Source organism: Psychrobacter urativorans, assembly GCF_001298525.1.
GTDB lineage: Bacteria > Pseudomonadota > Gammaproteobacteria > Pseudomonadales > Moraxellaceae > Psychrobacter > Psychrobacter urativorans_A.
Genome location: NZ_CP012678.1, coordinates 2,546,282 through 2,559,944, shown reverse-complemented (window position 1 = coordinate 2,559,944; position 13,663 = coordinate 2,546,282). Strand labels below are relative to the sequence as shown.

9 protein-coding genes are annotated in these 13,663 nt (G+C 43.6%); 7 read left to right on the top strand and 2 right to left on the bottom strand.

Going from position 1 to position 13,663, the window contains the following annotated elements; translation table 11 throughout:
• Nucleotides 1–90 precede the first annotated feature (90 nt).
• Nucleotides 91–1,095: an NAD(+) kinase gene (locus AOC03_RS11005; protein WP_062535969.1), complete on the bottom strand. Its 1,005-nt coding sequence runs from the start codon at nucleotides 1,093–1,095 to the stop codon at nucleotides 91–93.
• Nucleotides 1,096–1,420: 325 nt separating this feature from the next.
• Between AOC03_RS11005 and AOC03_RS11000 the strand changes: the two genes are divergently transcribed.
• On the top strand, nucleotides 1,421–2,143 hold the full coding sequence (locus AOC03_RS11000) for a Bax inhibitor-1/YccA family membrane protein (protein WP_062535967.1): 723 nt from the start codon (nucleotides 1,421–1,423) through the stop codon (nucleotides 2,141–2,143).
• A gap of 105 nt (nucleotides 2,144–2,248) precedes the next feature.
• Here AOC03_RS11000 and AOC03_RS10995 read toward each other — a convergent pair whose 3' ends face one another.
• Complete coding sequence (locus AOC03_RS10995; RefSeq protein ID WP_062535964.1) at nucleotides 2,249–5,074, bottom strand: heavy metal translocating P-type ATPase; 2,826 nt, start codon at nucleotides 5,072–5,074, stop codon at nucleotides 2,249–2,251.
• Between the two features lie 349 nt (nucleotides 5,075–5,423).
• Here AOC03_RS10995 and mrcB point away from each other — a divergent pair, with 349 nt between their 5' ends.
• From mrcB to purH, 6 genes are all read left to right on the top strand, one after another.
• Nucleotides 5,424–7,904 carry a penicillin-binding protein 1B gene (mrcB, locus tag AOC03_RS10990; RefSeq protein ID WP_084785850.1) on the top strand — a complete coding sequence of 827 codons (2,481 nt, stop codon included), beginning with the start codon at nucleotides 5,424–5,426 and terminating at the stop codon, nucleotides 7,902–7,904.
• Between the two features lie 46 nt (nucleotides 7,905–7,950).
• Entirely contained in the window at nucleotides 7,951–8,718 is a 768-nt protein-coding gene (locus tag AOC03_RS10985; protein WP_227514241.1) for a tetratricopeptide repeat protein, read from the top strand.
• 133 nt (nucleotides 8,719–8,851) lie between these two features.
• Nucleotides 8,852–9,778, top strand: coding sequence for a 50S ribosomal protein L11 methyltransferase (gene prmA / locus AOC03_RS10980; RefSeq protein ID WP_062535960.1), 927 nt, complete (start codon nucleotides 8,852–8,854; stop codon nucleotides 9,776–9,778).
• A 162-nt stretch (nucleotides 9,779–9,940) separates the two neighbouring features.
• On the top strand, nucleotides 9,941–11,197 hold the full coding sequence (locus tag AOC03_RS10975) for a zinc-ribbon and DUF3426 domain-containing protein (RefSeq protein ID WP_062535958.1): 1,257 nt from the start codon (nucleotides 9,941–9,943) through the stop codon (nucleotides 11,195–11,197).
• A gap of 286 nt (nucleotides 11,198–11,483) precedes the next feature.
• Nucleotides 11,484–11,765 carry a helix-turn-helix domain-containing protein gene (locus tag AOC03_RS10970; RefSeq protein WP_157049361.1) on the top strand — a complete coding sequence of 94 codons (282 nt, stop codon included), beginning with the start codon at nucleotides 11,484–11,486 and terminating at the stop codon, nucleotides 11,763–11,765.
• Between the two features lie 208 nt (nucleotides 11,766–11,973).
• Entirely contained in the window at nucleotides 11,974–13,554 is a 1,581-nt protein-coding gene (gene purH, locus AOC03_RS10965; protein ID WP_062535956.1) for a bifunctional phosphoribosylaminoimidazolecarboxamide formyltransferase/IMP cyclohydrolase, read from the top strand.
• Nucleotides 13,555–13,663 lie beyond the last annotated feature (109 nt).

The window sequence follows — 13,663 nt, the reverse complement described above, 5'->3', positions numbered from 1 at the left end:
CTTGTGTTTAGCATTTTTTATGCTATCAATTAAATAGTGAACGTTCAATTTTTTATCGTCAAATGCTTGTCGTGAATTCGTCGTTGTTAATCATTCATTTTCAATAATATCATCATCGGTATCCAGACTGAACTCTTCAGCATGTACGTTCCAGTGCAGCTTGGTGCGGCAAGCCTCATAGAAGTCAAAACCTGGTGGGTGTAATAAGGTCAATTTATCAGGATGTTTACGAATATATAAGCGCTGATTTTGCTCAAGTGGCATGCCTTGTTTACCATCTGCACTGACCATCGGCTGCGTACGATTGTCCTCATGAATACGAATGCTAATGTCGCTATTACCACTCACTACAATGGGTCGACTCGATAACGTATGCGGATGCATCGGTACCAGACATATCGCATCCATACTCGGATGGATAATAGGACCACCACCGGATAGTGCATAAGCCGTTGAGCCGGTAGGAGTAGCGACAATCAAGCCATCACTATGTTGACGATAAACATCATGACCGTCAATTTTCATTTGAAAATCGATCATATGTACGGACTTGCCTGCGTGGAGTACGATGTCATTGAGTGCCATATCGGCATGGATAATCTGCTCCCCTTCCCGAATCTCCATTGCCAATAAAAATCGATAATCCAGCTGATAGTCACCCATCAATACTTGACGCAGTTTAAAATCAACCTCGTCAGGATTAACATCGGCTAAAAATCCAAGGCGACCACGGTTGACACCCAGTACAGGCACGCGATAAGGTGCTAACGCTTCCGCAGCGTGCAATATTGACCCATCACCACCAACGACAATGACTAAGTCACAAATCTCGCCAATTAAACTGCGCTCAACGATTTTGACTTTTTCTATTTCAGTAAGGTCTAAGGTTGGTACGTTGGCAGTTTCTACATCCATAATCAGCGTCAGACCCATCTCATTGACAGTTTGGGCAACTCTAGTAAGACTTTGGATAACGCTGCGTTTTCCTGCCCGCCCCATGAGACCAATACGACGAAAGGCGGGGTTTTTGATGGCATGCAACAGTTCTGATTCATGTAAGGGTGGCAATCTTTCTGACTGCGCTGAGTTTTCCATAAAATGACTCGGTATGGCTTTAAAAAGGGCTTTAAAATACGGGACAATGATAACGATAATTGGCTGCTTAAACTAGCATGTTTTAGCGATTATCGTTGTTAACTGTCGTAATTGACCCCATGTACTTTCTATTATGCACTGCTTTCAGACGCATAAACGTCGCTACTTAACATGACTCTCTATATTAGTAAGCTAGCATCTATCTTAAGACGCTAAGCTTTGAGTATCATCACGCAAACACAATTGACAATAATGGCGTTTTTGCTAGAGTAGTCGACATCTATCACATTAACATTTTATTTATATTTTTATTGAGGACACTTCTATGGCTAATCCTATTGTCAGTCGCGCAGAGCTTGCGATTGGTGGCACGCCGATGACCGTCAAAGGCGTAATACAAAAGACCAGTTTATTACTTGGGTTATCTGCCCTGACTGGTGTGGGCTTTTTCTTTTATGCGCTTATGGCAGGTCTGTCGCAAGGTTTTATTACAATGGCAGCCTTTGGCAGTATGTTCGCCGCATTTGGCTTGGCAATGTTTATCACTTTTAAACCACACAAAGCCAAAACTTTTGCAGTGCCTTATGCACTATTAGAAGGTATTTTCTTAGGCGGTATCTCACTATTTTTCATGAGAATGTATCCAAGCGTGCCCGTTACTGCAATGTGTGCAACCTTTGTGACCGCAGCGGTTATGCTGGGCTTATACCGTTCTGGACTGGTTAAAGTGACTGCGAAATTTCGCTCAATCGTTACCTCAGCCCTGATTGCTATTATGTTGGTTTATGTCGCGCAGTGGATATTGTCGCTAGCCTTTGGCTCAAGCCTACCGTTCTTATTTGAAGGCGGCATGATTTCTATTGGCTTTAGCTTATTCGTAATTCTTATCGCTTCTTTCACGCTGTTAATGGACTTTGATAACATTGATCGTGGCGTTGCAGCAGGGGTTTCTGAAGACTATGAATGGTTATTCAGCATCGGTATTCTTGCTACACTCGTATGGATGTATATTGAATTTATGCGTCTGCTAAGCTATCTACAAGATTAATTTATAAGCTTTTATCACTGCTGATGGATGATGAAAAATAAAAACCGTCTGTTGCAAATAGCGACAGACGGTTTTTTACGTTTCAGTTATTGATATTAAAACAAACTAAGCCCGTTTTAAACGTAGTGCATTGAGCACCACGATTAAAGAGCTAAGTGACATACCAATGGCGGCAAGCCACGGTGGCACATAACCAAACACGGCGGGTATAAGGACACTAAAATTATAGCCCAGTGCCCAGCGGAAGTTTTGTTTGATAATACATTCTGTTTTATTAGCGATACGTTTAGCGGCGTAAATGGCTTCAATTTGACCGTTAAGGATAATACTATCGCTTGATACCTGCGCCAAATCAGCAGCACCTGCAATGGAGGTTGACACATCAGCAGCAGCTAAAACGGGGGCATCATTAATGCCATCACCAACCATAAGTACCACTGCGCCCTGCGCTTGTAATTGCTGAATATGGTTCACTTTATCTGTGGGTGATAATCCGTTATATGCCGACTGCATCCCTAAAGAATCTGCAAGTGTAAGCGCTTGTGGGCTTGGGTCGCCGGTTAGCATTATTGAGTCAATACCGAGTGCTTTAAGTTTATCTAGCATCGGTTTTGCCGTATCACGCACCTTATCATTAAAGTAAAAACAAGCCAACGCTTGCCATGAAGCAGACTGTTTTTGGCAAGATGATGTTTGACAAGGCAAGGTTTGATAAGATAATACCACCGCCGAGCTGGCACGATGGGTATCTAAGTCAATATTTAACTTATGACTGCCCTGACTGTCTAAAGCAAAATTCACATGACCGATTCGATATAACACCCCATCAATCAGCGCCTCTACGCCACCTGCGGGATAGTGCTGTAAATGTTGAGTAGCAGGTAAATGCAACTGATAGGCTGCTGTAAGCAGTGCATGCGCAATCGGATGCCGGCTGCCAACTTCTAGAGCAGCTGCAATGGATAACACCTTATCTTTTTGGTCAGTGACGTCCGATATAGCGTTAATGGGCGCTAATAACTCAATATCTAATAAATTGGGCTTACCATAAGTCAGCGTTCCTGTCTTATCAAAAGCAACATGGGTAATCTCTGCTAAGGTTTGCAGCGTATGACCGCGAGTAGTCAAAAAGCCATAGCTCGCCAAACGATTGGTCGCAACGGTTAAAGCAATAGGCGTGGCGAGCGAGAGCGCACAAGGACAAGTGGCGACTAATACCGCGACGGTCGCCCACAGCGCTTGGCTTGGGTCTACAATATACCAACCCACAAACACCAATACCGATAATACCAAAATTCGGGCGACAAACCAGCGAGCCAGCTTATCCGCCTGCTGCGCTAGTTTTGGTTTTTCACTCATTGCACGGTTCATGAGCCTATCAATCAGACCAATCTGACTGTCTTCCGTCAGTGCGGTCACCAGCATTACAAAGGGCTGACTGTCATTCTGTGAACCACCGACAATATAATCCCCTTCATTTTTGAGGATTAAATCGCCCTCGCCTGTTAATAAACTTTGGGATACGGTGGCAGTTTTACTGAGCAAAATACCATCACTGATAATTTCAGCACCGGCATCAATCATAATGATGTCGCCAACTTGCAGGCTTTGCGCGGTTACCATTTTTTTTTGTTCTATACTTAGATTTTGTTCAGTAGTCGGTTGTTGTACTGAAGACTGCATTTTCGGATTGGCTTTCTGCTGCCATTCTTTGGCAATACGCGTCGTCATTTGTAGCGTGCCAGCGTCCATACTTTGCATAAAATCGGGTGAAAACTTTGGTGTGGCTGTGCTTGATGTAGCCGTGCTTAGAACGTCACTTTGAGTGTTTAGCACATTAGGAATAACTGCGGGAGATTCATTATTATCAGACGATTTTAAATGCTGTAAAATTAACTCAGCCGCGGCTTTATCTTCCGCAATTTTTTGTACTAAAATAGGTTCAACGACGACCAAATCATTCGCCATCGTTGCCGCTTTTAGACGTGCATTGTGCTCAATATAACGCCCTGCCAATAAAAAGAAAATAAACATACTGACCGAATCGTAATAGGTCTGACCATGTCCAGTAATAGTCGCGTAAAGACTGGCGAAAAAAGTAAAAATCAGCGCGATACTAACCGGTACATCCATATTAACTTGGCGCGCGCGAATCGCTGACCATGCCGAGGTAAAAAATGGCACACCCGCATAAAAGAACACTGGAATACTAACAAATAACGATACCCAACGTAAAAAATCACGCTGCATTATCAACATGTCACTATATTCACCAAAATAGAGCGCCACGGCATACATCATCGCTTGCATCGCCCCAAGCGCAGCAATACCCAGTCGTAACAGCATTTTATTGGTATGTTTTGCCAACATCGCTTCGTGGGTATCTTGCCGATACGGCTTGGCTTCATAACCGAGAGCATTAATCACCGCTAAGATACGGCTAATCGGCAATTTGCTTTCGTCCCACACCACACGCATACGCTGATTGGTCAAGTTCACCTGACATTTACTAATGCCCTCGATTTCATATAACCGCGACTCAATTAACCACGTACACGCCGCACAGCGCAAGTTATTAACGGACAACTCCGCCACCGATAGACCGTCCTGTGCATAGACAAATTGCGATTTTATTTCATCGTGGTCATAGGCTTCTAGACGGTTCAACTGCGTGGGCAAACTTGCTGTGCGGTTAATCTCTGAGCGATCAAGATAATATTGCTCAAGTCCAGCCTCCACGATGCTTTGTGACGCGAGCTGACAACCCATACAGCACATCTCACGCGATATTCCCAATACCTTCGTATGAAAAGGTGGTCGTGGCACGGGGTCACCGCAATGAAAACATTGTCCTGCTGGTGGTAGCACCAAGCCTTGAGTAATAGAGTGAGCGTCGTAATGAGCGGCGGTAGATGACAAGGCGCTGGACATGGCAGATATAATTTCCTTTAGACAGGCTTGCTTGGAACAACTCTAAGCTTAAAATAAACAAAGCAACGTGAACTTATAGGCTGCTCAGTCAACTCATGTATAGAAAAATCAGCAATAATTATTATCAAAACTAGGTAATAAGCAGATGAATCATTAGGTTATATGGTACTGAGCCATCAGATTAAAAGCCTAAAAAGGTGGCATATAGATGGTTGATAGTGAATACATTTAGTATACACCTTCCCCGCTTGGCTTTAATGAATCAAGACGTCGATGATGATAGATTGAAAATCTTGTCAATTTGCGTCATTATGGAACAGTTTTTTTATGTCAAAATGGTGCGTTATCAGTGCAAAAATCCCCTTCTACTCTATCACAGTATCCTAAGTCTGCCGTAAATACCCTACCGTCGCAGCAGCGTGGGCTTGTGTTTAGCAGTATTTTATTAATTATTGTCATCGTTGGCATGGTTTTATTGGCGCTGTATTTGGTCAAGCTTGATCGTACCATTACCAATAAGTTCGAGGGTAAACGCTGGGATATTCCAGCAAAGGTGTACTCACAGCCGCTTGAACTCTATCAAGACGCCAAAGTAAACGATAGCACCATTAAAACGTGGCTTGAGCTGCTCAATTACCGCAGCAATAAATTTCATGAGCGCACGGGTACTTTTTATAAGTCAGGCAATGATTACATTATTCATACACGTGGTTTTACCTATAGCGCCAGTGATGTTGATAAAGAACAAGTTATCAAGATGACCATCGTGGATAATAAGATTAAGTCGATTCAAAGCACCCAACAAAATGCATCAGGAATTATTCGACTTGAGCCGGTAAGTATTGGCGGTATTTATCCCGATAATAATGAAGATCGCTTGGTCGTTTCATTAGAAGACGTGCCGCAGCCGCTGATTGATGCGCTGATTGCTACTGAAGATCGTGGTTTTTATGAACATAAAGGGGTTTCGGTACGTGGTATCGGTCGCGCTGTCCTGAATAACTTTACAGGGGGCGCTCGACAAGGTGGCTCGACCATTACGCAGCAGCTGATTAAGAACTTTTACCTCAACTCTGACCGCACGATTAAACGTAAAGCGAATGAGGCAATAATGGCAGTGCTCCTTGAGCTGCATTATAGCAAAGATCAGATTTTGCAGGCTTATCTCAACGAGATTTACTTGGGTCAAAACGGCAATCGCTCCATTAATGGTTTTGGCTTGGCTTCAGAGTTTTATTTCGACCAGCCACTTAGTGAGTTGCGTATCGATCAGCAAGCTTTATTGGTGGGTATGGCAAAAGGACCGAGCGTCTACAATCCACGCCGCCATCCAGAAGCCGCTAAAACACGCCGTAATATTGTACTGAATAATATGCTGACTATAGGCACACTTTCGCAAAAAGACTATGATACGGCTATCGCTAAGCCACTCAGCGTTATTGATAAACCTGCGGACGGTAAAAGCCGTTTTCCTGACTTTTTAGATATTGTCAAACGTGAGCTTAATGACGTTTATTATTCAGATGACCTCAAAAATGAAGGTCTCATTATTATCAGTACGCTGGACCCTATTACCCAAATGGCAGCGGATAAATCTGTTTCCAGCAAACTTAACGAGCTACGTCGTACGAGCAGCAAAACCAAGGAGTTACAAGGCGCATTGGTTAGTGCCAACCCTGAAACTGGCGAGCTGGTTGCTGTGGTAGGCAGTGGTAGCGAATTTACTGGCTTTAATCGTGCTGTCGATGCCAAACGCCAAGTGGGTTCATTATTAAAACCGGTCATTTATATGACCGCGTTAGAAAGTGGTCGTTATAATTTGGCAAGCTCTATAGATGATTCACCGATTACGGTTAATCTAAGCGATGGTACCGACTGGACGCCTAAAAACTATGACGGGCGCGATCATGGTCAGGTATCTTTCACCACCGCAATTGCCCAATCGTATAACCAAAGTGCCGTGCGCTTAGGCATGGAGTTTGGCATTGATACTTTTACCAAACAGTTACGCCGCTTAGGGGTTGAAGAAAAAATTCCTAACTATCCTTCCGTATTATTAGGTTCAGTCAATCTTAGCCCGATGGATATGCTTGGTGTTTATCAAGTTTTTGCCACTGGTGGTTTTCGCACACCCATTCATAGTATTCGTACGGTCATTGATGATAAAGGGCGTATTCTACAACGTACAGGGCTGAACACTCAGCGCAGTATCCCACCTGAGACCAACTACTTGACCAACTATGCTTTGCAGCAAGTGGTCAAAACTGGTACGGCTAGACGCATTGAATCGCTTGGTAGCGACCTTAATTTAGCGGGTAAAACTGGTACAACTAATGACTACCGTGATGCTTGGTTCGCAGGCTATAGCGGTAACTATGTCAGCGTGGTTTGGGTCGGGCGTGATGACAACAAACCGATTGGTTTAAGTGGTGGCACAGGGGCATTACCGGTATGGGTTGACTATATGAGCCGTCTTAAGTTAACGCCCGTATCGATGCCGAAACCTGAAGGAATTGAATGGTTATGGCTTGAAAATAACTCTGGTAAACTGTCTAATGAGCGCTGCCCTGATGCGCGCTATCTGCCAGTCATGTCGGCATACTTACCACAAGAAACTAGTAGTTGTGCGACTGACTTGTACCAGCAAGACCGTGCTCGTGAACAAATGCAGTGGCAAAGTCAGCAAGATGATATCAATCAACAGCGCCGCCGTGAGGGTTTAGATATTCCGAATAATGAAGTCATTGATGAGCAAAATAGTAATGATGACATGAACGAAAGTATTGGCAAAGTGTTTAAACGTGCTATTGACTTGTTCAAGAGCCAGTAAGTAGCATTTTTTAAATTTAGACAAGGGGCTTGAGATGACGTTGTTTATGCAACTCTCTAAAACGATGTTTATCAGCAGCATGATAATCGGCACACTCAGCCTAACTGCCTGTGAAACGGTACCGATAGCAGCGATGTCTACTACAACGACGTCTACTAATAGTATCAAAACGTCTGTCACTCAAGTTCCTGTCACTAAAGTCATTGTTAGTTCAGAAAATATGAGTCCAAAAAATGTCGTTTCAAAAAATGCGACTTCAGAATATATGATTACCGAAGATGACTATGTCGACGAAGATGAGGCACAGCACTACCCTCTTGAACCTTATATCATACCTAAGCTGCCAACGTCTTCAGACCGCATAACACAACAAGCACCTGCTGTGCCTTCTCACCATGATGAAAAAATACAGCAACCTGTACCTCCCTCTTATCAGGATTTATTAGAACGCGCACGCCAAAAATCACAACAGCCGACTCATGCTACTACCTCGAATAATAGCAGCTTGCCAGCATTTCAAAAACTAATGCAAACCGGTATGAGTCAACTACAAGCAGGGGACTTAACTGCTGCAGAAAGTAGCTTTACTCGTGCTCAACGTCTCGTGCCTCAGTCGTCAGCGGTATATTTTTATTTGGCACAAGTGGCGCTTAAAAAGAATCAGCCGCATAAAGCGGAAGCCATGGCACGACGCGGTCTCAGTTTCTCGACAGATACCAATCAGCGTCGTGCTTTATGGCAGCTTGTATTGCGCTCAGGGCAACTACAGAACAATGCACGCGTTATTAAAGAGGCGCAGCAAGCTCTACGTTAGAGACTCAAGTAGTCATTTTTTAGCAGCAATTATTTTAATTTTTCAAAAATAAGCACTACCTATCAATAATAAGTACTGCATAATAACTATTATTTATCCCAATTTTTATTTATTTTAACTTAAGGTTATCGTTATGGCATGGCAACAACTGCACCTACAATGTGAAAAAGCAAATGTTGATTTCGCAGAAGCACTCTTATTAGAAGCGGGTGCATTATCTATCTCGCTAGATGATGCCGGAGATCAGCCGTTATTTGAGCCGTTACCTGGGGAATCGCCGCTGTGGGATGAGGTAATCTTGGTAGGGCTTTTTGATGCCACGACAGATATTGGTAGCCGACAAGCGGTTGAGCAATTGAGTCACGATATTGCCGCGCAAGTACACGCCAGTCGTACGTGGGTGACGTCGGTCGATGATAAAGACTGGGAACGTGAATGGATGTCGCATTACAACCCGATTGAATGCGCCAATAATCTATGGATTGTCCCAAATTGGCTGACACCGCCTAATCCTGAGGCGACCAATATTATTATGGATCCAGGTTTGGCATTTGGAACCGGCTATCATGCCACGACCCGCTTGTGCCTTGACTGGCTGACAGAGCAGGATTTAACCGATAAAGTGGTGATTGATTATGGTTGCGGCTCCGGTATTCTTGGGGTTGCAGCGTTATTATTAGGCGCGCGACACGTCTATGCCGTAGATATTGACCCGCAAGCGGTACTGGCTACTAACCAAAACGCGGCACGCAATCATGTTGAAGGTAAGCTACAAGCTTTCTTACCTGAAGAATTCAATGCTTATTGCGCTCAAAATAATGTTGCGCCAGTTGATACTATTGTCGCCAATATTTTAGCAAAACCACTCATTGGTCTTGCCCCTTATTTTGCCACATTAATTGCACCAAAAGGTCGTATTGTGCTGGCAGGATTAATTGAATCGCAGACTGAGCAAGTCACCGATGCTTACAGCCCTTACTTTGCACTCGATGCCAAGCACGCTTTCACGGCACAAGAAGACCAACATTGGCAGCGTTTATCAGGCACATTTACAGGCTAGCAACATGAAATTACATCTGTTACGATATCGTATCAGTATTAATCTAAACTTATGCCGTGTCGCTCTACCTGTAAAAGCTCTAAGTAAGCATATGAGGGTATCGGTCGGTCGTTAATTGACCGAACATCGGCATAGCTACCCCGTATATTTGGATATAAATCTATGACCACGACCAGAAAAATTCAGTGTCCGCATTGTCATGCTTCTTTTAATGTACCGAACGCGCCATTAAATCAAGCTGCCGTTAAAGGGCGCTGTGGTCATTGTCAGCAGATTTTTTTAGTCAATGAAAATAGCGTTGTTTCTGCGCCTACGCAGCTATCATCCACGGCTGAAACAACGCCTGCCCCTAACTCACCAACCAATCATCAGCAAAAAATACTTCTGAATGACAAGACCGTGACCGATAACGTTAAACCGTCAACCACGTCTAAAAAGACAGATAGTGATGTCGACACTAACATCCTTATTTATGACGATATGGAAATGGATGAGACTTCTGATTCCATTGACGGCTATGGCTCACTTGATGAGATGGACGCTTGGCTAACCCAATCAGATGCCCCACCTACCCTTGCTATTGATGCCGAATTAACAGGCATAACAGATAACACAGACACGCTTGATACTCTAATCTTACCAAGTACTGGTCATAGTCAACCCGCTATAGACACCTCTATAAGCTCAGCCGATGCCAATGATATTCATGCCAGTGTAGGTGCTAGCAGTGGCAATCACACCAGCGAAAATGCTTGGCTCGAAACGCTGTTAGAAGAACAAAACCAAGAACAAGATGAACCCACTACCTCAAGCGTAAGCCAGCCAGATAATACTGACTTGACCCAGCTCCTAACAAATATCGGCGTTAAAGCGATTGACGAAGAAACCTTCAATCAAGCACGTGCCAGCAAAATCCAAGAACAAGGACAATCGTCATCACTGTATCATCATCACTCTATTGCCAAGGGCTTATGGCTAGCGGGCTGCTTGGTAATGCTACTATTGCTATCAGCGCAATATGTTATTTTCAATATAGACACTTTGGTGAAAAATCCAACGGTAGCGGCGTGGCTACAGACTATTTGCTCTAGTACGGCCTGTCGTTTACCGCATGCGGATATTAGCGCTCTTACAGTCAATAATATCTCTTATAGAACCAGCCAAGTCACAGCAGCATCTACATTTAGTGATATTCAAGCGAATTTAGTCAATGAAAGCACGCAATCACAGCTATTTCCTAGTCTTAAAGTAAGTGTTCATGGTAAAAATGACATCATTGGAGAATTTATCGCACAACCAAAGGACTACTTATCAAGCACAGAAAGCCAGCTTGCTGGTGAGCGTAGTAAGTCAGTGATGTTTACTGTTCCTGTGCGTGCCAAGCAAATTAGCCAAGTAATAATTAGTCCTATTTATTAATGCATGCATGATTGATCGATGGATTAATACTGATAGCTCAAAGTGTTAACTCATTTAGAATTTTTTGATAGTGATAAGCAAGATTAGCAACAGCTCAACCTCATCAATGATTATTTGAATACTGACTCTCAATTGTTAATGGTAAGGACTTCACCTTATGACCTATCCTACGCGCTCATCTGCCAACCATTTTGCTCATAACGCTGACCCGTCAAATGACTATAACAGCGTAGAGCATTTTTATGATTTAAAAACGCAACACTCAATCATGCCAATGGAAGAGCAGATGACTGAATTTTCAAGCTATCATTCACAGCCTATTGCAGCGTCTGATGCCCAAGCGCCATTACGAGTGCATGTTGAGCGCGTGGTACGTGAGTATTTTGCCACATTGGGTGATGAGCTACCGACAGACTTATATGACTTAATTTTAAGAGAAATAGAGCTGCCGCTATTGACCGTTACTCTTGAGCAAACACGCGGTAATCAAACCAAATGTGCGCAAATTTTAGGGCTTAATCGCGGCACATTACGTAAAAAACTTAAAACGTATCATTTAATGTCGTAGTATTCTTTGGTTTTGCTATAAACCAGCGTAGAATTTTGTGTAAAGTATCCAAATGTTTTATGATAGCGCACATTAATTTTTAAATATCAGTCTTTATACTGATAATATGAGTTCTACGCGGCAATTCATGACGACACTTTATCATGACTATAATTGTCATTACTATCTTGCCAGACGGTTACGTCAGGCTTTTTTATGGAATTGATTTATGGGTACCACACCTCTTGCATTACTCTCAGTCTCAGACAAATCCGGCATTGTTGAATTTGCACAAGGTTTGATTGGTTCAGGATTTGGCTTACTGTCTACTGGCGGCACGTATCGTCTGCTCAAAGAACATGATGTTGCGGTCACCGAGGTGTCTGACTATACGGGCTTTCCTGAGATGATGGATGGTCGCGTCAAAACCCTACACCCAAAAATTCATGGTGGTATTTTAGGTCGCCGTGGGATTGATGATGAGGTAATGAGCGAACATGCTATTGATCGTATTGACTTGGTCGTGGTCAATCTTTATCCGTTTGCTGAGACCATTGCCCGTGCTGATGTGACGATGAATGAGGCTATCGAAAATATCGATATTGGTGGTCCTACGATGGTACGTGCCGCCGCTAAAAACCATGCGCATGTGGGTATCGTTACGGATTCAGCTGATTATCCGCGCGTGCTTAGTGCATTAGCTGACGGCACTGAGCTGAGTGCCGCTTTACGCTATGATTTAGCGGTCAAAGCCTTTGAACATACCGCCCAATACGACGGTATGATTGCCAATTTCTTGGGCAGTCGCGTGAATGAAACACAACAGCCAGAAGATTTTTCACGCACGCTAAATTTACAGCTTGTTAAGGTAGAAGACCTACGTTACGGTGAGAACCCGCATCAAAAAGCAGCGTTTTATGTCGACAGTCATACTGCGCAAAATCCACAAGCATCTATTGCCACTGCCAAGCAGCTACAAGGTAAGGCTTTATCTTATAACAATATCGCTGATACCGATGCCGCCCTTGAATGTGTCAAAGCCTTTACGGCACCTGCTTGTGTGATTGTCAAACATGCCAACCCATGTGGCGTGGCGATTGATAACGACCAAGTTGCCGCCTACCGTACCGCCTTTAGCACCGACCCTGAGTCATCATTTGGTGGCATTATTGCTTTTAACCGTCAGTTAACGCTTGCTGCCGCAAAAGCCATTATTGACAATCAGTTTGTCGAAGTGATTATCGCACCAAGTCTTGAAGATGGCGTATTGGAAGCAACGGCTAGTAAGAAAAACGTACGGGTTCTAATTTGCGGTGAGCTACCGGCACCAACTGAGCGCTTAACGCAGCTTGATTATAAACGCGTTAATGGCGGTCTTTTGGTACAAGAGCAAGATTTAGCCATTATCGGTGCTGCTGACTTAAAAGTGGTGACTGATGTGCAACCCACAGAAGCACAAATGGCAGACCTACTATTTAGCTGGAATGTAGCAAAATACGTCAAATCTAATGCCATTGTCTATGCTAAAAATCAGCGTACGATTGGTGTTGGCGCAGGTCAAATGAGCCGTGTCAACTCAGCGCGTATCGCAGCGATTAAAGCGGAACATGCAGGATTAGTTACTGAAGGTGCAGTCATGGCATCTGATGCCTTCTTCCCATTCCGTGATGGTATTGATAATGCAGCCGAAGTGGGTATTTCTGCGATTATTCAACCCGGTGGCTCAATGCGTGATGATGAAACCATCGCTGCGGCAAATGAGCATGGTATCGCCATGGTATTCACGGGTATGCGTCATTTCCGTCATTAATTTAACCCTTAATAATTAGTCATAAATTGTCAATAAAAAAAGCCACTGTCATTGATACAGTGGCTTTTTTTATTGCTATTTTTTGCTATGATTTTAATTAATGAATGAT